At 62.0% G+C, this 25,023-nt stretch carries 27 protein-coding genes; 20 read left to right on the top strand and 7 right to left on the bottom strand.

The annotated features are described in order from the left end of the window. Positions 1 to 567 precede the first annotated feature (567 nt). Both L0U84_RS22875 and L0U84_RS22870 read right to left on the bottom strand, forming a co-directional pair. A complete protein-coding gene (locus L0U84_RS22875; RefSeq protein ID WP_233852898.1) occupies positions 568 to 975 on the bottom strand; it encodes a hypothetical protein in 408 nt (135 codons plus the stop codon). A 139-nt stretch (positions 976 to 1,114) separates the two neighbouring features. Further along, positions 1,115 to 1,372, bottom strand: coding sequence for an HU family DNA-binding protein (locus L0U84_RS22870; protein WP_442794083.1), 258 nt, complete (start codon positions 1,370 to 1,372; stop codon positions 1,115 to 1,117). Positions 1,373 to 1,687: 315 nt separating this feature from the next. Between L0U84_RS22870 and L0U84_RS22865 the strand changes: the two genes are divergently transcribed. The 16 genes from L0U84_RS22865 to flhC all read left to right on the top strand — a co-directional run bounded on the left by L0U84_RS22865 (position 1,688) and on the right by flhC (position 13,586). Continuing rightward, a complete protein-coding gene (locus L0U84_RS22865; RefSeq protein ID WP_233852897.1) occupies positions 1,688 to 2,311 on the top strand; it encodes a hypothetical protein in 624 nt (207 codons plus the stop codon). Positions 2,312 to 2,842: 531 nt separating this feature from the next. Then, positions 2,843 to 3,061 carry a hypothetical protein gene (locus L0U84_RS22860; RefSeq protein ID WP_233852896.1) on the top strand — a complete coding sequence of 73 codons (219 nt, stop codon included), beginning with the start codon at positions 2,843 to 2,845 and terminating at the stop codon, positions 3,059 to 3,061. Positions 3,062 to 3,757: 696 nt separating this feature from the next. After that, positions 3,758 to 4,492 (top strand): DUF3577 domain-containing protein, encoded by a 735-nt coding sequence (locus L0U84_RS22855; RefSeq protein ID WP_233852895.1) that lies wholly within the window; start codon positions 3,758 to 3,760, stop codon positions 4,490 to 4,492. A gap of 836 nt (positions 4,493 to 5,328) precedes the next feature. Then, positions 5,329 to 5,796, top strand: coding sequence for a hypothetical protein (locus tag L0U84_RS22850; protein WP_233849702.1), 468 nt, complete (start codon positions 5,329 to 5,331; stop codon positions 5,794 to 5,796). A 142-nt stretch (positions 5,797 to 5,938) separates the two neighbouring features. Further along, entirely contained in the window at positions 5,939 to 6,379 is a 441-nt protein-coding gene (locus tag L0U84_RS22845) for a DUF6573 family protein (RefSeq protein ID WP_233849703.1), read from the top strand. A gap of 105 nt (positions 6,380 to 6,484) precedes the next feature. Continuing rightward, on the top strand, positions 6,485 to 6,916 hold the full coding sequence (locus L0U84_RS22840; RefSeq protein WP_233852894.1) for an antirestriction protein: 432 nt from the start codon (positions 6,485 to 6,487) through the stop codon (positions 6,914 to 6,916). Between the two features lie 220 nt (positions 6,917 to 7,136). After that, on the top strand, positions 7,137 to 7,658 hold the full coding sequence (locus L0U84_RS22835; RefSeq protein ID WP_233852892.1) for a DUF1643 domain-containing protein: 522 nt from the start codon (positions 7,137 to 7,139) through the stop codon (positions 7,656 to 7,658). Continuing rightward, positions 7,643 to 8,026, top strand: coding sequence for a hypothetical protein (locus L0U84_RS22830; protein WP_233852889.1), 384 nt, complete (start codon positions 7,643 to 7,645; stop codon positions 8,024 to 8,026). Before L0U84_RS22835 ends, L0U84_RS22830 begins: the two co-directional genes overlap by 16 nt. A gap of 52 nt (positions 8,027 to 8,078) precedes the next feature. Further along, positions 8,079 to 8,300, top strand: coding sequence for an excisionase (locus tag L0U84_RS22825; protein WP_233852888.1), 222 nt, complete (start codon positions 8,079 to 8,081; stop codon positions 8,298 to 8,300). Further along, a complete protein-coding gene (locus tag L0U84_RS22820; protein ID WP_233852887.1) occupies positions 8,290 to 9,405 on the top strand; it encodes a tyrosine-type recombinase/integrase in 1,116 nt (371 codons plus the stop codon). Before L0U84_RS22825 ends, L0U84_RS22820 begins: the two co-directional genes overlap by 11 nt. Before the next feature lie 250 nt (positions 9,406 to 9,655). After that, positions 9,656 to 10,045, top strand: coding sequence for a type II toxin-antitoxin system RelE/ParE family toxin (locus L0U84_RS22815; protein ID WP_267939946.1), 390 nt, complete (start codon positions 9,656 to 9,658; stop codon positions 10,043 to 10,045). Then, a complete protein-coding gene (locus L0U84_RS22810; protein WP_233852885.1) occupies positions 10,042 to 10,344 on the top strand; it encodes an addiction module antidote protein in 303 nt (100 codons plus the stop codon). The genes L0U84_RS22815 and L0U84_RS22810 overlap by 4 nt, the downstream gene beginning before the upstream one ends. A 162-nt stretch (positions 10,345 to 10,506) precedes the next feature. Further along, entirely contained in the window at positions 10,507 to 11,355 is an 849-nt protein-coding gene (locus L0U84_RS22805; RefSeq protein ID WP_233852883.1) for a helix-turn-helix domain-containing protein, read from the top strand. A 44-nt stretch (positions 11,356 to 11,399) separates the two neighbouring features. Next, positions 11,400 to 11,936 (top strand): GNAT family N-acetyltransferase, encoded by a 537-nt coding sequence (locus L0U84_RS22800; RefSeq protein ID WP_233852882.1) that lies wholly within the window; start codon positions 11,400 to 11,402, stop codon positions 11,934 to 11,936. 745 nt (positions 11,937 to 12,681) lie between these two features. Then, positions 12,682 to 13,002, top strand: coding sequence for a flagellar transcriptional regulator FlhD (flhD, locus tag L0U84_RS22795; protein ID WP_233852881.1), 321 nt, complete (start codon positions 12,682 to 12,684; stop codon positions 13,000 to 13,002). Positions 13,003 to 13,016: 14 nt separating this feature from the next. Next, positions 13,017 to 13,586, top strand: a complete 570-nt coding sequence (gene flhC, locus L0U84_RS22790; RefSeq protein ID WP_129957099.1) for a flagellar transcriptional regulator FlhC — start codon at positions 13,017 to 13,019, stop codon at positions 13,584 to 13,586. A gap of 162 nt (positions 13,587 to 13,748) precedes the next feature. Here flhC and L0U84_RS22785 read toward each other — a convergent pair whose 3' ends face one another. From L0U84_RS22785 to L0U84_RS22770, 4 genes are all read right to left on the bottom strand, one after another. Beyond that, positions 13,749 to 15,077 (bottom strand): Nramp family divalent metal transporter, encoded by a 1,329-nt coding sequence (locus tag L0U84_RS22785; protein WP_233852880.1) that lies wholly within the window; start codon positions 15,075 to 15,077, stop codon positions 13,749 to 13,751. A 58-nt stretch (positions 15,078 to 15,135) separates the two neighbouring features. Next, a complete protein-coding gene (locus tag L0U84_RS22780; protein ID WP_442794082.1) occupies positions 15,136 to 16,326 on the bottom strand; it encodes an acyl-CoA dehydrogenase family protein in 1,191 nt (396 codons plus the stop codon). A gap of 148 nt (positions 16,327 to 16,474) precedes the next feature. After that, the gene (locus L0U84_RS22775; RefSeq protein WP_233852878.1) at positions 16,475 to 17,920 is read right to left on the bottom strand and encodes a DEAD/DEAH box helicase; all 1,446 of its coding nucleotides are present in this window, start codon (positions 17,918 to 17,920) and stop codon (positions 16,475 to 16,477) included. Between the two features lie 90 nt (positions 17,921 to 18,010). Further along, a complete protein-coding gene (locus L0U84_RS22770; protein WP_233852875.1) occupies positions 18,011 to 18,973 on the bottom strand; it encodes a 2-hydroxyacid dehydrogenase in 963 nt (320 codons plus the stop codon). Between the two features lie 312 nt (positions 18,974 to 19,285). Between L0U84_RS22770 and L0U84_RS22765 the strand changes: the two genes are divergently transcribed. From L0U84_RS22765 to L0U84_RS22750, 4 genes are all read left to right on the top strand, one after another. Further along, on the top strand, positions 19,286 to 20,044 hold the full coding sequence (locus L0U84_RS22765) for an SDR family oxidoreductase (RefSeq protein ID WP_233852873.1): 759 nt from the start codon (positions 19,286 to 19,288) through the stop codon (positions 20,042 to 20,044). A 51-nt stretch (positions 20,045 to 20,095) separates the two neighbouring features. Continuing rightward, positions 20,096 to 21,412 carry an MFS transporter gene (locus tag L0U84_RS22760; protein ID WP_233852872.1) on the top strand — a complete coding sequence of 439 codons (1,317 nt, stop codon included), beginning with the start codon at positions 20,096 to 20,098 and terminating at the stop codon, positions 21,410 to 21,412. A gap of 26 nt (positions 21,413 to 21,438) precedes the next feature. Further along, entirely contained in the window at positions 21,439 to 21,831 is a 393-nt protein-coding gene (locus L0U84_RS22755) for a VOC family protein (RefSeq protein WP_233852871.1), read from the top strand. 107 nt (positions 21,832 to 21,938) lie between these two features. Then, entirely contained in the window at positions 21,939 to 23,183 is a 1,245-nt protein-coding gene (locus tag L0U84_RS22750) for a citrate synthase family protein (RefSeq protein WP_233856691.1), read from the top strand. A gap of 162 nt (positions 23,184 to 23,345) precedes the next feature. Here the strand turns inward: L0U84_RS22750 and L0U84_RS22745 are convergent, their stop codons facing one another. After that, positions 23,346 to 25,013: an efflux transporter outer membrane subunit gene (locus L0U84_RS22745; RefSeq protein WP_233852870.1), complete on the bottom strand. Its 1,668-nt coding sequence runs from the start codon at positions 25,011 to 25,013 to the stop codon at positions 23,346 to 23,348. Positions 25,014 to 25,023 lie beyond the last annotated feature (10 nt).

Below are 25,023 nucleotides of genomic sequence, written 5' to 3'. Positions count from 1 at the left end.
CGTAGGACCGGAACGGGTCGGGAGTACGCGTTCGCTGACAACGGCATCTGACGTTCATGGCTACCGAGGTGGGAACGGCAGGACAGTGCCTTGAAGCTGCCCCACGGGCAGCGGCACCTGAACGTCAACTATGGCCGATCAAGAGTCTGTCGTAGATGCGTGACCAGGCCCCACCGAGGAGCTGCAATCCAACGCAACCTGGCCGTCAATCCACGGCCGGATAGCGATACGGAGCGACGGCAATTACCCATTGAAGGCGGACATTGCAGTGGCGAGAGTTCGAACGGCGCTCCTGGTCGATTGTTACCCCCTGTGGCGCGCCCCAACTCTCCCAAGTGAAGGACGAGCCATGCCTGTCGTACAAGCGATCCTCAGATGCATCCGTCAATAGACATGCAGGAAGCGGATACGCTCATGTGCGCCTTACGTCCTCATCCGCGCAAGCGCGACACACCCTGCGATAATTCATGGAGACGGTAAAAGCATCGAGATATAGGTAGCACGCCGTCGCAGCATCAATTCCAGACAGATGCGCAGCGAGTCCAGGGGCGAGAAACAGCGGTGATGTCAATGGTTCCCGGCGAAACCCTGATCCGGCTCCGGTATTGGAGACGGAGCCGTTCCCGCGAGAAAGTGCCAGAGCTGTCGCTCAGCCCGAATCACCTTGTGAAGGGGCGCCATTGCCAGTTGTGCGTCGTGCAGCGCAAGCAGTCTCTCGAAGACCGGAATTGCGTCCTCAGCAAGAATCCATTCGTTTAACCTGTCCGCCAGTTCAAGCGCCGCCTCGACCGAGTATTCCGCCATCTTGTAGCATTCAACCCGTTCGTTCCCGTAGCCTGCCTGCTGAAGAAACCACGCGACGTAGACGACGCGAATGAGCTCATTAAAAAGATGGCCGTTTCCGTGGCCATCCCGGCATACGGCAAGTGCAAGATGGTACGACAAGGACTGCTCCCGCGCGGACGCCTGATCCATTGGCAGGAGCATCGCCTTCGTGAGGGGTTGCCGGGGGCGCGATACGCCCCTGCCGCTACGCTTCGAACTCATGTGCTGACTCGCCGCACTTCCAGAAGTCTCATATCAGCCGCCACCTGGTTTCGTGACTGACCATTCCTCAAGCATTGACGGCGTCGTTGAACACCCTGGCCACCGTGAACTTCACCGCTTTTGCCGCCGGAATCGTGACGGCTTCTCCAGTCGAGGGATCGCGGCCACTTCCCTCGGCGCGTATCCCAGTCGAAAACGAACCGAGGCCAATCGTTACACCGTATCTCCTCGCGTCACCGCCCGTGCAACCACCATCGATGATGGCGTCAACCATCGCACCAGTATCCGCCCTGGTATTCCCGGCGGACGCTGCAACGCCGCCAATCAGTCAGTGATATGCGACCTGACGGCGAATCGACGAGTCAAAATTCAGAGGCACGCAGCAAGAATCCATCAGGTACTCACGAATGTCGACCGATCGCTCCGTCGCCGCTTGATACCGGCAATACTACTGACGAAATCAATCTGTCAAGCGGCGCACCCCCGCGAAAATGCCTATGTGGCGAAAAAGCCATCATTCCGGTTCATTCGTAAACGGGCGCAAACGATTGCTTATACTCTACGCACCTCTCTCTCCGAGGCGCATCATATGTGGCAGAAATAGTTTGAACAGGCCCAGCTTTTCCGCTGGGACTCACCAATGGCTCTGGCACTCGCGTCGGCCGCAGTCGGCTCCATCATAACGCTCGCGTGGATTTCGGCACGGGATGCGAGGGAACGAAGACGTCAGCGGCGCGATACAGCGCTGGAAGCGGCGTTATCTCTGGAAGGCTATGCCCGGACATGCCGGACGATGATGCACAAGGCCGCCTGGGCAGCAGCGCAGCCGCTTCGCTCTATAAGCCGCGAAGCCACCCACACTGTTTCTGTCCCGGTTTTCGTCTATCCGGACAGTGTTCGCTGGAGCGTCTTTAGCCGCAAGGTTATCTCTGAACTGCGTGAATATCCGGCTACGGTGCACGCCGCCCGCGAATATGTGGAGGCGTTCCGGGAGTTTGGTGAGCCGATCGACCTTTGCAGTCAGGTTGAGTACGAATGCGCGAAGACAGCGAAGGCCGCCCTGGCGCTGGCTCGGGCCACGCGTCGCCGGCACGGCGCTGCGACGTGGAAACCGGGCATCAAGGATTCGGCGATGGAACGCGAACTGTCCGACTTCATTGCGAGCGCAGAAGAAAAGCGCAAGGTCTCGCTCGATCGTCGGAAGGAGAGCATGATCGACCGGCGCGCGGACACACGACTATTCGAAAGCCCACTGAGCGCCTAGTACCTGGACAAAAGGAGCGGAGTTCGCTCCAGACGTGCAGTCGGCGTCCACGCGTGGAGCCACTTATCTGCCTGGGACCGTTGAAGCCTCCTGAACGGAAGTTTGCATGCGCCTGTGCACGGACACCACACTCCCGATTCACTTAAAGCTGTGGGCGCGCGAGACATGCATCGAGCCCCGCGGTCCAGGTCCCAGAGCTCCCATTGATGAAATCGCGCATTCAGGAGTTCCTGATCAACTTTTCGACATGGCAGGTCGCGCCCGGCCCATTTATCGCCTGCAAGAGTGATGGAATGGAGTTCTACCTGCAGCGGGCCCTGATCATCGCGACCGACGGTGGACGCCCCCCGGCCGGACGCCGATTACGCGGCGATCATTCTCAGGCGCCTATACTATGATCGACACGGCGTCGACTGCCCCGACGCGCCGGACTTCAGACTTCTCTCCCGGTCGCCGGCCGAGTGAAGCGACGAAACAGGGATGTCGACTACACGTGAACGTCATACATCCCGCTGCAGTTCGGAGGATGACATGCTCAACTCGGACGATTGGCAGAAAGAGGTTGTCAAGGAAGGCGTGGTGATGTGCCGCGCTTGCGGCGCTCCGCATCCGACTATGGGAGCGTGCGCCATCGGAGCGATGACGATCCACCAGGAATATATCTGCGAGCAATGCGGGCACGCATTCACGGCGCTGTATGCGCTCGTCGGGTGCTATGACGGAATTGGCGACACACCAGCGCGGGACTGAACCAAGGGTGCGTGTTCTCGCGTAGCAAGATTGCCCTTGCCTCGTCAGGCCATCGGCGAAAGATACGGTTGACGCAGGCCGCGTCATATACGGCCAGCACCAAAGGGGCCACAGCCTCAAGGCGCGGCTCGTGCCGCGACAACGTGTCAGGAACAACTTCGCGACTCCTCCGCGCGAATTGAATCTTCATTCCTTCATCGAGAACACTCGGGTCGGGACATCGCAGTTTCTCGAATTCGTGGAAATTTTAACCGCGCCGTCGGAGTTGTCGAGCGAGGCGCCTGGGAACGCCCGCTTGATTTCAAGTTATGTCCAAGGTTGCGCAACTGGCCTCGTGCCTCATCCAGAGATACTGGCCCCTTCTACCACACAAGAGCGCCCTTCAAATCCGTTTCGACTTCATGGTAAAAGAGATTCGCGCTGACAGGAGCTTGCCCGCAAAGCAATGAAAGCCGCAGGGCCACGCGCACCGCTTGATTTCCTGCAAAGCCTGACTATCATAAAGAACTGATGTAGCCCGCTGGAGCTTGTCCAGCGCCCTTTGCAGTTCAGCAGCACTCTTGCGGCTTTGCTCCGTCCCATGTCTGGATGGCCGCGGGTCTGATGAAGACCCGGAGTTTCCTGTCTACCCGGTTGGGGAATCAACGATTCCCGGCCGGGGATCCGCGATTCCCCTTTTTCTTTAGGAGAATCGCCATGAACCAGACTGAGCAACCCAGAAAGTACTTTGACCTGCATCTGACCGGCCTCGGTTATCTCTCGCGCGTGCGCGAAGTCACCTCGGCCGGGCAGGGTCGTGCCCGGGCCAGGCCATTTCTGGCCTGTTCGATTGCCGCATTCCACGGAGACCCCGAGGTTCAGAACGGGATCGTCTACCTGAATCTCGATCTGATTGTCTCGGGCGAGAAGGCCAAGGATGCGATCCTGTCGGTGATGAACGACGCCAATGACCGCGACGTCAAGGTGCTGGTTGGCTTTCGGGCCGGTGATCACTACATCAGCACCTACGAGATCCGGCAGGGCGACCGTGCCGGCCAGATGGGCACAGTCCTGAAAGGCCGGCTGCTCAAGGTCTTCTGGATCAAGGTCGATGGGGTGTTCGTGTTTCAGGACGAACGGCAGGACGATCGTCATGAAGACCGGGCCGAAGATCCAGCCGATAACCCTGACGACACTGTCTTACCTGACGGGCATCAGCAACTGGATGCGCCGGTAACGGGTGATGGAGGCTTCGACGACCCAGTCACCGAAGGCGAGACACCCGATGCCTCCGCAAGCCATACCGTCAGTCGCGACGTGGCAAAGGTTCAGCGGTCGGACCGTCGACAGGATAACGTCGACGATCAACGCTCCGCAGGAAACCCTGCCGGGTATCGACGCGGGACCGGCTTCCTTCGACGCGCTGTCCGACGGACAGGCGCTGCAGGTTGAAGTCGGGTTATTGGTCGCTACGTGTGCTAGCCGTTGAGCATTCACGTGAAACAGGAGAATACCTGTTGATTCGGTATCCTATCTATCCAGATTGAAATTTTTCACCAGTTTTCGGGCGTTTGCGTGTTCGCCCTTCTAAAACACGCCTCGATCCCTGGTTCGTCCGCTTTAGAAAGGCCAGGTGCGATACCGGTTTGTCGGCATCAACATGCGGTTTTTTGATCCCTGCCTCAGGCGCCTTTGCGCTTTTCTCTCCTGAGGACCCACAGGACGCCCGTCGCAGCCGCGAAACCGGCTGCGACTTCTCCCTTCCCTACCCCGGCCACCGCGGGGCAATCTGTGCAGAGCTGCGTCGTCAGTCAGCTTGCTGCAGCGCGACCTCCTGTCATGCTGCGGCAAGCTGACTTTCCGTAGCTTCCCTCTTCGCGTTCCGATTTCCCTGATCTCCCGGGCCGACGGCGGCCTCAAAACGCCGTGCCGTTTGCGCTCGCCGCGCTACCCCCCTGGTTGCCTGCCCGCGGCCAGGGGACATTGGCAGCCGCCCTGCTGTCCGGACGCCTGCCAATGGACGTTTTACCGTTGATCTGCCGGCTGCAGATCCGTCAGGTTGCGGCGTCACTGTGACCACTCTCGCTGTAACCGCAGTTCTTTTCCGGCGCGTTGTCTCGGCGCGGCTGCGTGCCAGTTGGATCGGCATTCGGAATGTTCTCTGACCCGGCTGGCTCAGATCGGTTCACCTGCAGACATCAGGTGGCCAGAAATCTGATCATCCAGTTTTTCCACCCTGAGGGGATGTTCCCCTCAGGGGGCGTCCTCTCATTTTCCGGAGTCTCAAAATGGGCATGGACGTCTTTGGAAACATGCCCCGTTCGGACAAGGGCACTTACTTCCGCAACAACGTCTGGTGGTGGCATCCACTCTGGCACTACTGCGAGACGGTCGCGGCCGACATCATTCCAACCGGTAACCTCGGTCATTCAAACAATGGCTGGGGTCTGGACGACGATGGGGCCAGCGCGCTTGCAGAACGACTGGAGCTTGCCCTCCGCTCGGGTCACACACATAAGTACGCCGAACTGTACCACCAGCGGCTGCGCTCCTTACCGTATCAACCGTGTACGGTGTGCGGCGCCGCCGGTCATCGCGCCGAGCCACCTGCAACCGGGCCCGGACCCTTGTTGTGTAACGCCTGCGATGGCAAGGGCGAGGTACCTGATTTTGAGACGCACTATCCATTCGACGAGGACAACGTCCGCGATTTCGCCGGATTCCTTCGACTGTGCGGTGGATTCCGCATCTGTTAGGCCACGTGTGATCAGCAGTTGACCTTCGCGGTTGACGTTATCTACACCGCGGAACAACGGCCGGCCATTCCGATATTTCCCCCTGGGGCATTGCATCCCCCTGGGGAGCACATGCCCCTTTCACCCGTTCAAGGAGCATGTCATGTCTGTCTACTACTACGATGTCCCGGCTTCAGCTACGCCGTCTCCGGCCCTCGGCCTGCCATCACGCGAGCAGCGTCTGCGTGATGGCAGGCTGGTGGACCTGTCGCGCATTGCCTGCGAGACCGGCTTCAGGGCACCGGTTGCGATTTCAAAAGAGGGATTGGGTGCGTGCCTCGCCGGTCTTCCCGACGGGGATCACGATGCCATTCACGGCCCGTATTCGTCATCCGTTGCAGCGCGGCGCATGTGGTCCGTTTTGTGGGCCGCGGCCGCCGAAGTCATGCATCGGCACGAAGACAGGACAGTCTATTTCAGTGCGCGCCTCGAGTCAGACGATGCCAATGCAGCAACGGCCTCCGAGGTTCATCTGAAACTCGTCATCGATGCGGGGACCAATGACCGGCCCGTCGCAACCATCCTGCTGCCCGACCAGGACTAGTCACATCTGCCTCGGCAACGGACCGACCGCTTGCCTTATTCACCCGTCGCGGGGATGCCTCCCCGCCAGGGAGCATGCTCCGCGAATTTCTTGCTGGAGAACATCATGCAACCTGACTCTGAAGTCCTGACCTCGAGCGCCGTCGTCAAAGCCGCGCGTGTCCCTGAATCAAAGCGTATGAACACGCTGCCACGGTATTTCGGGCGGCGGTTGATGACGGGTGAGGCACTGGTCTACCAGTCGCTGCAATCCATTTGCGAGGTCTATTCAGGCGGCTTCTGGGACTTCTTCGAACTGTCGAACGGAGGTTTCTACATGACTCCCCGCCTGGAGGGGCCACTGCGCATCCAGTGTGCAGGCAACGGCTTCGATCGCGAGATGTCATGCGAAGCCGCCGGCATCGTGGCCTGTCTGATGGCATTCAATGCCCTCGCCTGGCAGACCCGCGAGGCGCACTTCGGTGAGCTGTTTTACCAGTTGCGCGACTTCGCTGCACAGCACGCGGAGGCGGCATCGATATTCGCCGCCATCGATTGACGCATTGACCTTTCGTTATTTGCTCGAGTAGCTATTGAATAGGCGCCCCTTTCCGGGGCGCCGAACCAACGAATGCAAAGAAAGGCCCACGAAGCTCGCGGGAGGCAAGACTACGATGAGGGCAATGATCGTCCACAACGTCACACACGCGGCAACGGCGACGGTTGAACCACGCAGCGACGGACTCGGAAGTGAAAAAGGAGGTGGCAGGATGAAATGCATGACCGACACAGACCTGGCAGTCGAACGCGGCGCACATGTGAGCGACTGCGGCACGTATCGGTACCGCCTCTGGCGCGAGTGGGACAAGTCACGTCCGACGTTAGTGTTCCTGATGCTGAACCCGTCGACTGCAGATCATCGCGTCGATGACCCAACGGTAACGCGGTGCTTTGCACGCGCAGTTGCGAACAACTTCGGCCGTCTTGAAGTTGTCAACCTGTTCCCGCTGCGGGCGACCAGCCCCGACGAGCTCCTCATGCATCCGGACCCGCTTGGACCGCGTAGTCGGGCCAACAGCGCAATCCTGGAAGCTGTAGACCTTGCGTCGATGGTTATCTGTGCGTGGGGCTCACATGAAGCGGCGACGACGCGGGCGACCGACGTGCTGCGCCTCGTCGGGATCACCAATATGAGCAGCAAGCTCTTCTACCTTGGCCTGACCCCCGACGGCGACCCGATACACCCGCTTTACGCCCCGGCCAACACGCAGGCCAAGCAATTCATGTGGAGGCCATCATGAAGATTTTCCTCGACGGGTGGCTCAGGTGCGAATTCGTGCAGCCGTCTGGCGGCCGCGTTCGGTCCGGTCTCGACGATTTCCGCCCACAGTGCGCGGTCTGTGAAGCCGTACGCGAGAGCCTGAAGTTCGTCGACACGGAAACCTCCAGGCACGACCACACCGACTGTCTGCACGAACTGCTCGAGCGCCCCGACGCCGTCGAGACAATGCTGCTAAATCTCGGAGGCTCGACATACAACGGCGCGCTCAACGAGGCAAACGAAGCCGGCAGGCCGCTCGCGGTCGCCTTGGGCATCACCGTCGTCATGCAGCGCCACCACTCAACCGGCGTGACTGTCACGACCGAATATCAAACGGTGAAGCTTTGACCACGGCAGCACAACGAATTCTGGAAATCACGCGCAAACAGTGGAGTGTGAAATGAAGGTGCTCGAATTGCCGAAATTGATGACGCTGGAAGCGTGGGCCGAACGCATGTTTGGTGACGCCAAGCCTCACCGCAACACGCTCCTCAACTGGCGGCGCAATGGCCGCATCGTCCCGCAGCCTATCAAGTGCGGTGGCCGCTATTTCGTCGAGCCGAACGCCGTCTACTGCGATGACGCCGGCGAGATGTCGCGGAGGCTCGGCAATGACAGCTAGGCGACGCGAAGCAAAGCGCCGCAACTGGCCGAACCATCTGAACCAGAACGGCGCGGGGTACTTTTTCTGGCGCGACCCCGACACAAAGCAGGACTATGGTCTTGGCCACGACCAGGCGCGCGCGTTTGCCGAGGCGCGCGCCGCAAACCTCGCGGTTGAGAAGCGTCGCGGAAACATATCGCTCGCGCAGAAGATACTGGAGCCGGCAGGCAGAACGCTGGACGCGTGGGCCACTGAATACCAGCAGATCTATATCGACACGCGCAACGGAACGCCGGCGACGATCAAAACAGTGAAATCGGGAATTCGTGCAGTGCGCACAGCGCCGTTCGTCGGCAAGCACCTCAGGGAGATCCAAACAGCAGAGGTGTCCGATTTCATCCGGGCCGCCATTGCAACACGTGGCGCCTCAATGGCCAAGCTGATTCGAAAGACGCTCGCTGACATGATGCGCGAGGCAGAGACGCGCGGACTGATTGAAACCGGGAAGAACCCTGTCACCGTGACTCGCGCTCCAGACTCCGAGGTCGAGCGCTCTCGCCTGACGTTGGATCAGTTCCGGGAAATCTACGCCGTCGCGCTAAAGGATGTCCCGTGGGCGGCCCGCAGCATGGAGCTCGCGCTGTTGACCGCGCAGCGCCGCGAGGATGTCGCCCCAATGCTGTTTTCGGACGTGAAAGACGGGTTCCTGTTTGTGACCCAGAGGAAGACTGGAGTCAAACTCCGCATTCCCGTCGGCGTCCGCCTCGATGCGATCGGACTGTCGCTCGAGGAGGTGATCAAGCGCTGCCGCGACTCCGTCATATCGAAGTCCATGCTCCATCACGTGAGGCGACACGGACACAGGAAGCCCGGCGACGCGCTGGAGGTCAACTCGCTGACTCGGGCATTCGCGCGGGCTCGCGACGCCGCCGGAATTACATGGGAGGAAGGCAAGGATCCGGCGACCTTCCACGAGCTGCGTAGTCTCGCCGCGCGACTCTATTCGGAGCAACACAGTCCCGATTTCGCGCAGGCGATCCTGGGGCACAAGAGCGCCAGCATGACCGCAATGTACCGGGACGTGCGGGGTGCCGAGTGGGTCGAGGTCAAGCTCGCCGGCTAAAAATTCCAGACGAATTCCAGACGAATTCCAGACGCTCTAGCTGGGGCGGGCGTTTCCGGGCCGCTCGATTACGCGAGAGGTAATCAAGCGGATGCAGCATCGCTGTCACGCAGCGTTTTTCACTGTTTCTTTCGCCGGATAGGCCATTTGGCCGAGTCGTCAAAAAACCTTCGCACCGCTAACCTCATGTGACCGCTCGAAGCCTGCCGACGACATCGCAGGCGGGCAATGCAATGAACAGGAGGACGGTTTGGAACGCTTTATCGAGACGCTATTAACGCTTGCAAGGCCGTATCCTACGGGATACACTTGGTCACAGATCGAAACACGGCGCGTAAATACAATCAACTGCACCGAAGAGTTCGATCGTTGGCTTCAAGGTCTTACCGATCTCAAGGCAAAGGCGCAAATTCTCGTGCGGATCCGGCGCGCGGAACGCGGGCTTTTCGGCGATGTGAAATTGCTGGAAAACGGCGTGTTCGAGATGCGCATCGATTGCGGCCCGGGTTACCGGCTCTACTACGCGCGCGAGGGACGCATGATGTATCTGCTGCTGTGCGGGGGCAACAAGTCCAGGCAGCAGGCCGATATCAGGCATGCCGGAACAATGTGGACAACCATCAGGAAGGAACGGTCATGAGCAAGATCAAAACGGCGCGCTTCGATCCATCGAAGTACCTCGATAACGACGAAATGGTCGCGGCCTATCTGAACGCCGCGCTCGACGAAGGCGACTCCGATCTGCTGCTCGCCGCCATCGCCGATATCGCCAAGGCACGCGGCATCACGAAGATCGCCGCGGCAGCGGGCCTGGGCCGCGAAAGCCTCTACAAGACACTCGCGCCCGGCTCCAAACCACGCATGGACACGGTCCTCAAACTGGCAAGCGCGATCGGCGTCAAATTCACCGCCGTGCCGCTGCGCCTCGCCGCCGCCTGAGCCGGGCGCGGCGCTGGCCACGGCGTCGCGCGAGTTCGCGCAGGGCGGTGCGATCGTTGGTGTGATTCGGCGGTATCGGCCGCGCGTCTCGTAGATTGAAATTGGCGGGGCATTACCTCTCAGGTAATCGATTGCTTGCACGCTTTGACTATGATCGGTGGCATGAACACACTCTCCATTGCACAAACGGCTTCCTCATCCGCGCCGACAAGTACCCGGGCGGTCGGCGATCTTCTGCGCGAATGGCGGCAGCGGCGGCGCATGAGCCAGTTGCTGCTCGCCACCGAGGCCGACATTTCGACGCGCCATCTGAGCTTTGTCGAATCGGGACGCGCGCTGCCGAGCCGGGAAATGGTCATGCACCTCGCCGAGCGCCTCGAAGTGCCGTTGCGCGCGCGTAATGCCCTGCTCGTCGCGGCCGGTTACGCGCCGCTGTTTCGCGAACGTCCTCTGTCCGACCCGCAGCTCGCCGCCGCCCGCGAAGCCGTCGAACTGGTGCTCAAGGGGCACGAGCCGTATCCGGCCCTCGCGATCGACCGGCACTGGACCATCGTCGCGACCAACAATGCGATCGAGCCGTTGTTGAGCGGCGCGAGTCCCGAACTGCTGAAGCCGCCGGTCAACGCGCTGCGCCTGAGTCTGCATCCGCAAGGCATCGCGGCGTCGATCGTCAACTGGCATGCGTGGCGCGAGCATGTGCTGGCGCGGCTGCAACGGCAGATCGAGGTCAGCGGCGACGACACGCTGGCCGCCCTGCGCGACGAGCTGGCCGCCTATCCCGCGCCGCCGGGTGCCGACGCCACAGCGCCGGACGACGCGGTCGTCAACCAGATCGCCGTGCCATTGCGGCTGCGCACGCCGCTTGGTGTGCTGTCGTTTTTCAGTACCACCACCGTGTTCGGCACGCCGGTGGACGTTACGCTGTCGGAACTCGCTATCGAGGCGTTCTTTCCGGCGGATCAGCAAACCGCGGCGGCGCTGCGCGAATATGCCGAACACCAGCGCGGCTAGCCGCTCGCGCGCCACGTCCGCCCAACTCACTACGAATAAGTGATATGTCCGTCAACGCCGACACCCCGCTCATCCGCCAACTCGGACCCGCCGACCGGGACGCCTTTTTCCAGTTTCGTCTGCGCGGTCTGAAAGCGCACCCCGCTTCATTCGGACAAAGCTACGACGAAGCGCTGGCCAAAGGCGCCGCGCAGCATGACGCGACGTTGCAAGGCTCTGAGGCGGAAGGCTCGTTCCTGCTTGGCGCGTATGCGTCGGCGGATGCACCGCTGATCGGCGTCGTGGGCCTGCTGCGCAACAAAGCCCACAAGGAGCGGCACAAGGCGAACGTGATCGGCATGTATGTCGCGCAGGAAGCGGCCGGTCGTGGGGTCGGGCGGGCGCTGCTCAGCGAGTTGTTGACGCGCGCGGCGCGCGTCGACGGTTTGCGACAGGTGCAACTGACGGTGGGTAGCCGCAACGACGCGGCGCGCAAGCTGTATGAATCGCTCGGCTTTCGCAAATATGGGTGTGAAGTCGGCGCCTTGAACGTCGACGGCGTATTCCACGACGAGGATCTGATGGCGCGTTTCCTGGCATAGCGCCCCCGATTCGTCGACAACGAAGGCTCCGCGGGCAATCCCCGCGCCTCGCCCAAGGTTGTCATATCGGCGCCAATCGCGGCGACATCGTGTCAGGCAGCCCGCACGGCTGCGGCTCCTCGCACCTGCGTCGGCGGCGAGCTCAGTGCGCGTCTGCGCCCCCCGCTCAGTATCGAAGCCGAACGCATCCACCAGACCGGCTGCCGATCCTTACCACGCTGTTACAAATCCGGCCCCAGTTTGCCTCGTTTGTAACTGGGGGCCGCATCCTGGCGTCACACTCCCCATCCGTCCCCCGCGCGTCGTTCAGGAGGAGAATTTATTACCGGCCATTGCGCCGCTTTCTATTTCCTTTCTAATACAAAGCAAATTTACCGATCGCGGTGCGGCGCGGATGCGGAGCGCGGCCAATCGCGTAGGACGCCCATCCAGCAAGGGTTTTCATGGATTAGAAGTGAGTGTCGAAAGGCTAAAAATTCACTTCGCATCGTTCATTACAACGGCGTGAAAAACTTACCGAAAAATGATGTAGTTTTTTGGGATATTTTTTTGAGAAGGGATTGATTTCTTGTTTTACCCTTCATACAATTCGTCCCAGCTGTTACGAAATGTAACGTCTTGTATCAAATGTTCGCTGTCTGTAGCAAGTAGCAACATGTAGCCGGAAGCCACGTCTCCGGCGAGGCAGAAAAGACATAACGGCGCAAAGCCGACATAGTAATTCGGGGCTTCGGAAACAGAAAAAATGGACCGTAGCAGCGAGACGCTGGATTCAATCCGCGAAATTAATTTGTCTTACATCATGCTTGCGCAACGCATGTTGCGCGAGGACAAACCGGTCGGAATGTTCCGCCTGGGACTGTCGTCGGAACTGGCTGACTTGCTTGCCGGGCTGTCGCTCGCGCAGATCGTCAAGCTGGCCGCTTCCGACCAGCTTTTGTGCTTCTTCCGCTTCAATGACCACGCGATGCTGTCGGCGTTGACGCAAACGACCAAGCACGCCGCAGTTGCACCGACCCATACGGCGATCCTGCTTGCAGGCCAGCCCGCCGAGCAATTTGCCTGATCGAGGTGACTGCAATGCTCAAGCGAAGCCTGACCGAAGACGCACAGGAAGTATTCCGCGCGATCGCACTGATCGAGCTCGGCGCCCGCATGCAGGTGCTCGAGAGCGAACTGACGCTGTCGCGCGACCGAATGATCCGCCTGTATCGCGAGGTCAAGGGCGTATCGCCGCCCAAAGGCATGCTGCCGTTTTCGGCGGACTGGTACATGACGTGGCTCGCGAACATTCACGCGTCGCTGTTCTATAACACGTACCTGTTCCTGAAGAACGAGGCGCGCTGCTCGCATCTGGATGCGCTGACCAAGGGATATCGGTTGTATCTCGAACATTGTCAGCACAGCGAAACCGAACCGGTGCTCGATCTGACGCGTGCATGGACGCTCGTGCGCTTCTTCGACGCGGACATCCTGCAGCTGACCAAATGCTGCCGTTGTACCGGCAAGTTCGTCGCGCACAAGCACGACCTGCAGCACAACGTCGTATGCGGCGCATGCCAGCCGCCGTCGCGCGCCGGCAAGACGAAGAAGGCAGCCGCCGCGCGCCAGGAAGCGCTCGGTGCGGCGCAGGTCGCGCAGGCCGCCTGACCGATCGATTCGGCTGTCGCGAAACGAGGTCGGCCCGATTCAATCCGAAGCTCAAATGATTCCGCGCAGTGTTTAAACTGCGCGGTTTTTTTTCGCCTTCACGCTGGGCAGGCGGACGCGAAAGCCGGCAAACCGACGCTCAAATCTCCGCCGCCGTTCAGTTCAACCGGCCAACCCCACCGTCTGCACGACGAGCCACAGATTCGCCACGCTGATCGCGACGAACAGCGTCCACGCGAGCACGCGCGTCGGCAGCGTGTTGGCGAATTCGCCCATCAGCGAGCGGTCGCCCGTCATGCGGATCAGCGGATAAAGCGCGAACGGCAGCTGCAGGCTCAGCACGACCTGACTCGCAACGAGCAGTTGGCCAACCGCGCCATTGCCGAGCATCCGCACGCCGATCAGCGCCGGAATCAGCGCGAGCGCTCGCGTGATCAAGCGCCGCTGGTAGCACGGAATCTTCATCTTCAGGAAGCCTTCCATGATCACCTGCCCCGCTACCGTGCCGGTGAACGTCGAGCTTTGACCCGACGCGAGCAGCGTGATCGCGAACAGGAACGCGGCGAAGCCGGTGCCGACGATCGGTGCGAGCAGCCGGTAGGCGTCCTCGATCTGCGTGACCTGGTTGTGGCCGGTCGCATGAAACGCGGCGGCCGCGAGAATCAGGATGGCCATGTTGATCAGCGCCGCGATCACGAGCGACGCGATCGTGTCGATCCGCGACAGGCCGATCGCCGAACGGATGCTGGGCGGATCGCGCTTCACCGCGCGAGTCTGCACGATCGACGAGTGCAGATACAGGTTATGCGGCATCACCGTCGCGCCGAGAATGCCGATCGCGAGATACATCGGCTCGCGCGAATTCAACGCCTGCCACGACGGAATCAGCCCCTGCGCGACCGACGGCCAATGCGGCCTCACCAGCGCAAGCTCGATGATGTAGCCGACGCCGATCGTCGCGATCAGCCCCAGCATGATCGCTTCGAGGTCGCGAAAATTCTTGCCCTTGAGGCCGAGCACGATCAGCGTGTCGAACGCGGTGAGCAACACGCCGATGGTCAGCGAGCAGTTGAACAGCAGATGAAACGCGAGCGCGCCGCCGAGTACTTCAGCGAGATCGCAGGCGATGATCGACAGCTCCGCGAGCAGCCATTGCGCACGCGCGACGCGCGGCGAATAGCGCGCGCTCGACAGTTGCGCGAGGTCGCGCCCGGTCGCGATGCCGAGGCGCATGCTCAGGCATTGCAGCGCCATCGCCGCGAGGCTCGACAGCAGCACGACGAACAGCAGACTGTAGCCGAAGCGCGAACCGACTTCGATCGCGGTGGCCCAGTTGCCCGGGTCCATATAGCCGATCGATACGAGCAGGCCGGGCCCCGCGAATTGCAGAATCTTCTTCCAGAACGGTGCGCCTGCGGAGACGGCGACCGAGCCCTGTACCTCGGACGGGCAGAACGGCGCGGTCGCGGTGGTTGGTAGTTTGAACGGCAAGCCGGAGATCTCTCGAGGGGAATCGACGCGACGCCGCGCTGGAGCGCCGCAACCGGCCTCAAGTGTACAGAGAAACTTCCGGCAATGTCCCGCTGAGCGCGTAGCGGCCGACGTCACGCACGCGGTAGTCGAGCGGATCGTGCAGCGTGTGCACGCGCGCATTGCGCCAGAAGCGATCGAGCGCGAGCGGAGCGTGCGTCGCGCGGGCGCCGCACGCGTCGAAGAGCTTTTCGCCGATGTCGAGTGCCGCCCGATGCGCGACGATCTTCGCTTCCGAGGTTGCGAGCGCGACTCGCGCGCGGCCCTCGGCATCGAGCGATGCCCTTCGTTGCCACGCGTCGTCGAGCGCGTTGGCGGCGCGCGCGGCCAGCGCTTCTGCGCTGACCGTTTGTAGATGCATTTCGCCGAAGCGCTGGATCAGATAGGGATCGTCGGTTGCTTTGGCGACGCCGGAGGCGATCCACGGTCGGCCATGTTCGTGCACGTATGCTCGCGCTGCTTCGAGCGCACCCTGCGCAATCCCGACGAACAGATTGGTCAGCACCTGTTGCGAGATCAGTGTGCGCAGGCTCGCGTGCGGCGTGTCGGGTCGTTCGAGCAGTTCATGCGGTTCGACCCTGACGCGCGCGAACGACACGCTGCCGCTGTCGGTCTGCCGCTGGCCGATCGGGTTCCAGTCGTCGTGAACGGTGATGCCTTCGCGCGTGGTCGGCAGCGCCGCGAACACGGGTTTGCCGGTCGACGGATCGTGCGCGGACACGGTCATCATCTGCGAGCCGCGCGTACCGGAACAGAAGCCTTTCTGGCCGTCGAGCAGGTAGCCGCCATCGTTCGTTGAGGTGGCGATGAGACGCGTGTCGAGCGGATTTACCGCATTGCCCCACCACCAGCGATGCTCGACGGTGCCGCGCAGATATTTGTCGCGTTGGCGGGGATTGCCCCATAGGTCGATGCTGACCACCTGCAGGCAGGTGAAGCCGAACAGATGCGCGAGCGCGCTATCGACGCGCGCGATCTCACGCACCACGTCGTAAATCGCGGACCAGCGCGCGCCGGCGCCGCCGAATTCGCGCGGCACGGCGAGCGTCAGCAGACCCGCGTCGGCGATCCATTGCTTCTGCTGCGCGGCGTGGCCGCCTTCGCGATCGCGTTGCGCGGCGCTCGCGCGCAACGCGGCCAACAGTGTGGTGAGATCGCGTGCGCAATCCTGATGCCGCTGCTCGCGAATCTGCTCGATGCCGTCATCCACGAAAGTCACTGGCTTGCCCTGGGGTCGTCGTTGGCTGGATCGGACGATGATAGGAAGCCGCGCGCGCGTGGTCTACGAAGCGATTTGCACAAGCAAAGCGCGAAAAACGATATGCATGATCAGGACTGGCGTGACTCAGTCCCACGGATCAGGGTTGGCGTTTGCCGCGACCACCAGCGGGTTTGCCAGCAGGCTTATGTGAACTCGCAGCTGGCTTGCTGGCGGGTTTGCCGCGTGGCTTTTGCACGCTGAATGGACTACCGCCCGACAAGCTTGTGCCTTTACTCCCGGCCACGGCGCGCTGCGCCGCAGGCTTGCGTTTGGGTTCGCCGCTTTGCGGGCGCGGTTTTCCGCCGAGCACCTGCCTCGCGCCCGGCGAAGCCTGCGGCACTTTGGGCTTCTTGGGCTTTTTGGGTTTCTTGATGAGCTGGCCCGTCGCGCTAGTTTCCGGCACGCGGTGTTCGGCTTCAAAACCCGGCTCTTCTTCACGGGGCAGCGTTTGCCGGATCAGCGCTTCGATCGCGGCCAGTTGCGGCGCTTCATCGGCACACACGAGGGACACCGCCACGCCACTGGCGCCCGCGCGGCCGGTACGGCCAATCCGGTGCACGTAGTCTTGTGCGACGATCGGCAGATCGACGTTGATCACCAGCGGCAGGTCGTCGATATCCAGCCCGCGCGCAGCCACATCGGTGGCTACCAGCATTTGTACTTCGCCCGTCTTGAAACGCTCCAGCGCACGCAGGCGCGCGGGTTGCGGTTTGTCGCCGTGGATGGTGTCGACCGCATAGCCCGCTTCATCCAGCATGGCCGCCAGGTAATCCACGCCATTGCGGGTTTTGACGAACACCAGCGCGTGCTCCCAGTTGTTCTGAGCCACAAGGTGCATGAAGAGGTCGGGCTTGTTCCTTTTATCCACCGGCACCACCCACTGCTTGATCTTGCTGGCCGTGGCATTGGGCGGGCTGACGCTGATATTGACCGGGCCGCGCAGGATGCCCGCCGCCATCGCGCGGATGTCGTCGGTAAACGTGGCGGAGAACAGCAGGGTCTGGCGCTGAGCGGGCAACGCAGCGAAGACGGCGTTGAGTTCGCGCGCAAAGCCGAGATCCAGCATGCGGTCGGCTTCATCCAGCACCAGCGTTTGTACCTGATCGAACTGCACCGCGTTCTGGCGATTGAGATCCAGCAAGCGGCCCGGCGTGGCAACGAGCACATCCACGCCTTTGCGCAACTTCATCATCTGCGGGTTGATACTCACACCGCCGTAGGCGGCCAGAAATCGCAAATCGAGACCTTTGCCGTAAACGATAAAGCTTTGCAGCAGCTGTTCGGCCAGTTCACGCGTGGGCACCAGCACCAGAACACGCGCGCGGTTGCTGGACACCGCCGGGCCGTGTTGCACCAGCCGCTGCAACAGCGGCAGCGCAAAACCCGCCGTTTTGCCAGTGCCGGTTTGTGCCGCAGCCATGACGTCCTTGCCACTGAGCACAGCAGGAATCGCCTTGACCTGCACCGGCGTAGGTGACTGGTAATTGAGGTCCTGCACATTACGCAGCAAGGGATCGATCAGGCCAAGCGAGGCAAAAGACATTGGCATATTCCGGGCTAAAACCGCAATTCTAGCGGTTGCCCCCTGATTGCGCCGCGCGGCCCCGAGAGTTCTGATTCGCGAGGTCGAGCCTCAGACCGGATTCAAGGCGGATCGGCCATCCAGCACGGCGGCGACGTTGTCCAGCGCCGTGAAACCCATCTGATCGCGAGTCTCGATCGTGGCGCTGGCCATGTGGGGTGTCAGAAACACGTTGTCGAGCGCCGCGAAACGCTTGTCGACGTTGGGCTCGTTCCGATACACGTCCAGACCCGCGCTGGACAGATGTCCCGAAGTCAGCGCTTCATATAGCGCATCTTCGTCCACCAGGCCGCCACGCGCTGCGTTGACGAACACCGCACCCCGGGGCATCAGTCCAAACTCATGTCTGGTCATGAGCGGGACGCCGCCACCCGGCACGTGCAGCGTAAGCACCTGGCAGTGCGGCAGCATGTCGGCGAGGCTGGCGTAGTACGTCGCGCCGTTTTCCAACGGCTCAGCCGCACGGTTGATGTCCGTGTAGATCACGCGCATGCCGAATCCCTGCGCACGCTTCGCAACCGCTCGTCCGATACGCCCGAATCCGACGATGCCGAGCGTCTTGCCGTTGACCCTCGTCCCCAGCATTTCGGTCATGCCGAACGATTTGCCCCAACCGTTACGCATGATTCGTTCGTACTCGGATGCGCGCCGGGAAGCCGCCAGCAGGAGCAGCATGGAAAAATCGGCCGTGCATTCGGTCAATGCATCGGGTGCATTCGTGACAACGATTCCCCTTTCCCGGGCCGCGGGTACATCCATGTGATCGAAGCCCGCGCTCGCGTTCGCAATGATCCTGACCGTCGAAGGTAGCGCGGCAATGTGCTCCGCTTGCAACCCGGACTTCTTGCCGATCAGTACGGCGGGCACGTCGTGCTGCTTGCAGAAGTCGACGACCGACCATGAGTCCATATCGGACTCGGTCACGAAGGCATGGAATTCGGTCTCGGCGCGTTTCGCTACGGCCGTGGGGACTTTTCGCGCGATCAACAGCCTGGTACGGTTATCTTTCGACATGGTTTTTCCTTGGTGGACAGACGTCGAGAGACTACGAAACCGCAAGTTGGGCCGTCAATGTTGATTGGATGAATCAACTCCTCGGCAAGGATGGATCCCTGAGTCGTCCCGGTCCACGCCGCACCCGGCGATCCCTTCCCTCCACCCCCCTCGTCAGTCTCGCCGCCGCCAACGCGCGGATCAGGAAAACCCTGGTGCGATCCCCATCCGCAAGGCGCTCAGATGTTGATTCGATGAATCAAGATTGCTCGACGGATGGCAAGAATGCAAACCTGCTTCCCATCTTCAATTGACTCGTCGAGAGGAAGTGAAATGTCTGCACCGAAGAAATTTGCGGCCGTTACCGGCGCCGGCTCCGGCATCGGCCGCGCCGCCGCCATGGCGCTCGCCAACGCCGGATTCGCCGTCGCGCTCATCGGGCGCAGAGCGGAACCGCTGCTGGAGACGAAGGAAGCGATCGGCAGCGCCGGCGGAGAAGCGCATGTGTTTCAGGCCGACGTCGCCGATGCAGCCTCGGTCGAGCACGCGTTTTCACAGATCGCCGAGACATTTGGCCGGCTCGACGTGCTCTTCAACAACGCGGGCCGTAACGCCGGGGCCGTCCCGCTGGAAGACTACGAGGTCGACTTCTGGAACGATGTCGTGGCCACCAATCTGACCGGCGTGTTCCTCTGCGCCCGCGCAGCTTATCGCTTGATGAAAGCGCAGTCCCCGCAAGGCGGACGAATCATCAACAACGGATCGATCTCGGCCCACTCGCCGCGGCCGCATACCATCGCCTATACGGCGACCAAACATGCGGTCACCGGCATCACCAGATCGATTGCGCTGGACGGACGTGCTTTCAACATCGCGTGCGGACAGATCGATATCGGCAACGCGGCAACATCGCTCACGGAACGTATGAACCGGGGCGTATTGCAAGCGGATGGCCGCCTGGCACCCGAAGCAAGAATGGACGTGACGCATGTTGCGAATGCAGTCGTGCACATGGCCAGCCTTCCGCTCGAAGCCAACGTGCTCAACATGACCATCATGGCGAGCGCGATGCCGTTCGTCGGTCGCGGATAAATCGCGCTTTCGCCAAAAGAAAAACAACAGGCCAATGTCAAGGAGACACCGATGAAAGTCGTAGAGGAACAAACCTTGCCGCCGCGGAACCCGGCCTATGCGGATACCGCGAAGCGCTCCAGGGTCCGGTATGTCGTGCTCTCGATGTTGCTCGTGGCCACCATCCTCAACTACGTGGACCGCTCGGCGCTAGGCATCGTTGCACCGGGTCTGTCGAAAGGGCTAGCGCTCGACAGGATGCAGATGGGTGAGCTGTTTGCGGCATTCGGCCTTGCCTATTCCATTGCTCTCTTGCCCGGCGGCGTGCTGACCGACGTTCTCGGCTCGCGCGTCGCGTATGCACTGTCTCTCGTCGGCTGGTCGTTCGCCACGCTGACGCAGGGTCTCGCGACCGGCTATCACATGCTGCTCGGATCGCGGCTCGCCATCGGCGCACTGGAGGCACCCGCCTTCCCTTCGAACGCGCGCGCCGTAACGTTGTGGTTTCCCGCCAGAGAGCGCGGCTTCGCAACCAGTGTCTACGTCATGGGGCAGTACATCGGCACCCCCTTGTTTACCGGCCTGTTGTTGTGGATTTCCGCCGCGTATGGCTGGCGCACGGTGTTCTTCGTGACGGGCGGCTTCGGCATCCTGTTCAGTCTTCTCTGGTACCGGGTGTATCGCGACCCGCATCAGCACGCGGGCGTCAATGCCGCCGAGCTGCAGTACATCAATGACGGCATTGCGACGGCGCGCAAGCCACGCGAGAAATTCGACTGGCGCATGGCGCTCAAGCTGCTCAGCTACCGGCAAATTCTTGCTATCTGTCTTGGCAAGTTCTGCAATAACACCTTGCTGGTCTTCTTCACCACGTGGTTCATGACTTATCTGATCGAAGCGCGTCACATGTCGATCATCAAGGTCGGGATCTTTCAGGCGCTGCCCTTTATCGGCGCGACGCTCGGGATTCTTCTCGCGGGCTCTCTTTCGGATTTTTTCATCCGGCGCGGGGTGTCGATTTCCACTGCGCGCAAGGCACCGCTCATCATCGGCACGCTGCTCGGCGCATCGATCGTGCTCGTCAACTTCGTCGAGTCGAACGAGGCGGTGATCGCGATCCTGACGATCGCGTTCTTCGCACAGGGCGTCGGGTCGATGTCGTGGGCCGCCGTCTCCGAAATAGCGCCTCGCCAGTACGTGGGACTGACGAGCAGCATCACCAGTCTCGCAGCCAATATCGCGGGCGTCACCACGCCGCTGATGATCGGCTACATCACCCACCATACCGGCCATTTCTATTGGGCTCTCAATCTGATGGGCGCGATCTGCCTGCTCGGCGCGCTCTCCTACTCCGTGTTGCTGGGGAAACTGTCCCGCATCGAACTGTGACGCTTTCGCCTATCCAGAGAAAACGAATGATTGAATTCAAGTGGGATCATCTGCAACTTTGCTCGGCGGATGCCGAAGCGACCGCTGCCTGGTTTGCGCGCTGCCTGAACGCCGAAATCGTGCGGCGGCCGGGGCGAGTGGACCTGCGCATCGGCGGCATCAATCTTTTCATCACGCCGCTGGCGAACGCGCAAACTGGCCGGCTACCTCATGGCGATCGAAGGCAAGGCATCGATCATTTTGGCGTGGTCGTGGACGATCTCGACGCTGCGTTCGAGCATCTGTTGCGCTGCGACGCGGAAATCGTGGAGCCGATCAAGCAGGTACGCGCAGGTGTCAGAGCCTGCTTCGTGCGATCGCCGGGCGACATCCTCGTCGAGATTCTGGAGCGGCGGCCCGCAGAGATGACTTTTACGTGAAAAAACGTCACCATTGGCGCTAGCTCGGTCGCGCTTGCATGCCACGCGCGATCCGCATCGTCACTCCTCAGCTGCCGCGTTGCGCAGCATTACCTGCCTGCCATCCCATGCGAAACTGGATCACTCTGACCGAAGCGGCTCGACAACTCGGAGTGCAGGCGCAGACTGTCTATGCGTACGTAAGCCGGGGGACCATCGCGGTCATGACGGATCCGCGCGACCCGCGCAAGAGCCTCTATCGCGCGGAGGACGTCGCCGGTCTGTGTCGAAAAAAACAGGTGGGACGCAAGCGCGAGGCGCTCGCCGCCGGGATGATATTCGGCGCGGAGCCCTGCATTTACAGCGGCATCACCACGTTCTCAAAGGGCCGGCCGTATTACCGGGGACGGGATAGCATCCGGCTTTCGAACACGGCGACGCTTGAGGAGGTGGCTGCCATTCTCTGGAATGCGCGCGGGCCGGTTTCCTTCGAAGCCGGTGATCTGCCGCTGCAGGGCGACGAGCGCGGCAGGCAATGCGCGTTCACCTCGCTGGCGGCGCTCGCGGCCAGCGGGCACTCGATCCTCGGGCGCACGGACAGCGCACTGCATGTCGAAGCTGGCCGGCTCGTAGCGCTGATCGCGCAAGCGTTTGGCGCGCAGTGTGACGCAAATGCACCATGGACACATGAACGACTCGCGCTCGGTTGGGGCCAGGACCGCGATGCCGCCGAACTCATTCGCCGTGCGATGGTCCTCGTGGCCGACCACGAGATAACGAGTTCGGCCTTCGCCGCCAGGATCACTGCCTCCACCGGTGCATCGTTGCCGGGATGCCTGCTCACCGGCCTCGCGACCTTGTCGGGCCCGCTGCATGGCGATGCGTCGGGCCGCGTGCGGGCCGTGTTCGACGATGTCGGAAGACTCGGTGCGGAACACGTGGTCGCCCATCACCTGCAGTCGGCCATGCCTATCCCGGGGTTCGGACATCATCTCTATCCGGACGGCGATCCGCGCGCGGCCGCATTGCTCGAAGTGCTGAATCCACCTCGGGAGCTCGTCTCGTTCATCAACAGGGTGGTGGAGCTGACAGGGCTCCAGCCGAATATCGACGTCGCGCTTGCGGCCCTGTCGGCACAGCTGGCGTTACCACGCGATACGTCGTTCGCATTGTTCGCCACGGCCAGAAGCGTGGGCCTGCTCGCGCATTGCATCGAGCAGCTCCGGGTGGGCAAGGTCATACGGCCACGAAGCCGCTATACCGGGCGCGCGCTGGAGGACGCCACCCCGCCGCTGCTCGCGGAAGGCGCGGAGAAGATGCCCGATCCGGTCACGCTCGACAAGAATCGTCTGTTCAAGGCGGTTGATCCCTGAGAAGGCGTATCGATCGATCTCCGCTGAAAGAAATTACCGATGCGAATCGGCTTTCGGCGAGCGGCAAAAAAATGGCCGCAGCGGTGGCTGCGGCCATTAGTAGACTGACTAAAGACAAAAGCGACGCAAGTCGATGAAGCGCTTGCCAACAGGGTCAAGAATTCAGCGCTTCGCCACCTGCTGTTGCGCTGAAACCGATGCAGCTCCAGCCGTGGTGCCGGAAGCCGCAGCCAGCGAGGCCACCGTGCCTCCGGCGGCACCAGCCGGCGCCGGCGCCGCCCCCACCGCCGTATCCCCCGCCGCCACCTCGCCCCAACCGCCACCGAGCGCGCGAATCAGATTCACGGTCGAGACCGCCTGCGTGCCCGCCAGATGGCTCGCCTGCAATTGCGTCTGCAGCACCTGCCGCTCGCCATCGATCACGTCGAGATAGCTGACCGCGCCCTCCGTGTACTGCGTGCGCGACAGATGCGCGGCGCGCTGCGACGCATCGACCGCGTCGTTCTGCTCGCGCATCTGATCGTCGAGCAGGCGCAGATCGGCGAGATTGTCCTCGACCTCACGGAACGCGACGAGTACCTGCTGGCGATATTGCGCGACGTCCTCGTCGTACTTCGAACGGGCCTGGGCGAGATTGGCCTTGCGACGGCCACCGTCAAAGATCGGCACCGTCAGCGCGGTACCCGCGAGCGGGCCGAGGATGAACGCGCGGCTCGACCACATGAACAGATCGCCGAGCGTCGCCGATTCAAAGCCGAACGCGCCGGTGATGTCGAGCTTGGGGAAGAACGCCGACTTCGCGAGCCCGACGCGCGCATTCGCTGCCTGCATCGCGCGTTCCGCTGCCGCGATGTCAGGCCTGCGTTCGAGCAGCGCCGACGGCAGACCGGGCGGCACGCGCACCGTCACCGGCGCGAGCGGTTCTTCCGCGAACGTGAAATCCGCGGGCGGCTTGCCGAGCAGAATCGCGAGACTATGCTCCGAGGCCGCGCGTTGCCGCGCGACGCCGACCGCATCGGCACGCGCGCTGGCGAGCTCGTTACGCGCGCGCGACAGGTCCAGCTCGCTGATATCGCCTTCCTTGAAGCGCCGCTGGACGAGCTTCAGCGTGTCTTCGCGCAACGCGACGGTGCGGCGATACAGGTCCTGGTCCGTATCGAGCTCGCGCAACTGGAAGTAGTTCTGCGCGACGTCGGCCTGCAACGACAGCTGCACCGAACGGAACAGCGCTTCGCTCTGCTGCTCGTCCGAGCGCGACGCGTTCACGTTCGAGCTGACGCGCCCGAACAGATCCGCTTCATACGACGCGCCAACCTGCGCGCGCCAGATCGTACCCGTCGTTCCCCCCGCGCTTTCCGGCAGGAACTGCGACGCCGCCGACGCACGCTCGCGCGTCGGGCCGAAGCCCGCGTCGAACTTCGGGAACCAGTCGGACTTCGCCGCCTGCGTAACCGCGCGTGCCTGTTGCACGCGCGCGGCCGCGGCCTTCAGGTCCTGGTTCGCCGCGGCGGCCTGCTCTTCGAGCGCGTCGAGTTGCGGGTCGCCGAACACCTTCCACCATTCGCCGCGCAGCGCGTCGTCGGCGGGCTGGGCCGCTTTCCACGTGCCGTTGTTTTGTGCCGACGCGGCCGAACCTGCCGGCGCGCCCGACTCCGCCGCAGCCGACGTCGCCACCGTGGGCGCTTCCTTGAACGCCGCCGGCGTATCGACGTCGGGACGCTTGTACGTCGGCTCGACCGAGCAGGCGGCCAGCAGTGCAATCAGCAAACCGCTTGCGGCCGCACGGCCCCAACCGCGCAAAGATACAAAGCGAGATTCAAAGCGTTTCATTGTTGTTTTC

The sequence above is a fragment of the Paraburkholderia sp. HD33-4 genome (genome assembly GCF_021390635.1).
Taxonomy (GTDB): domain Bacteria; phylum Pseudomonadota; class Gammaproteobacteria; order Burkholderiales; family Burkholderiaceae; genus Paraburkholderia.
This window is presented reverse-complemented; position numbering and strand designations above follow the sequence as displayed.